Annotated in this window: 1 protein-coding gene; it reads left to right on the top strand. The window is 52.5% G+C overall.

Annotation, left to right across the window (positions count from 1 at the left end):
• Positions 1-2: 2 nt before the first annotated feature.
• The coding region (locus tag FDX22_RS12220) for a HofP DNA utilization family protein (protein WP_146717261.1) at positions 3-202 on the top strand (200 nt) is incomplete at its 3' end.

The raw sequence follows: 202 nt of genomic DNA, 5'->3' as shown, positions 1-202 counted from the left end.
TTATGCAGGATGGTCAACACAAATGGCGGAGGGTCGAGCAGCGAGATGTTCTGAATGGCATCTGGAGGGTATCTCAGGTGACAGCCCAAAGCGTAACTATCGACACAGGGAATGATTGTGAGCCATCACGGTGGCAGTGGCAACGACAAGGAGAGGCGAATGAAGCGGTGGATAGTCATCGTGCTGATGACCGTAATACCCA

Source organism: Citrobacter sp. TBCS-14 (assembly GCF_005280805.1).
In the GTDB taxonomy this organism is placed as follows: Bacteria; Pseudomonadota; Gammaproteobacteria; order Enterobacterales; family Enterobacteriaceae; genus Citrobacter; species Citrobacter gillenii.
The sequence above is the reverse complement of the archived record's forward strand: the minus strand, read 5'-3'. Positions and strand labels throughout refer to the sequence as shown.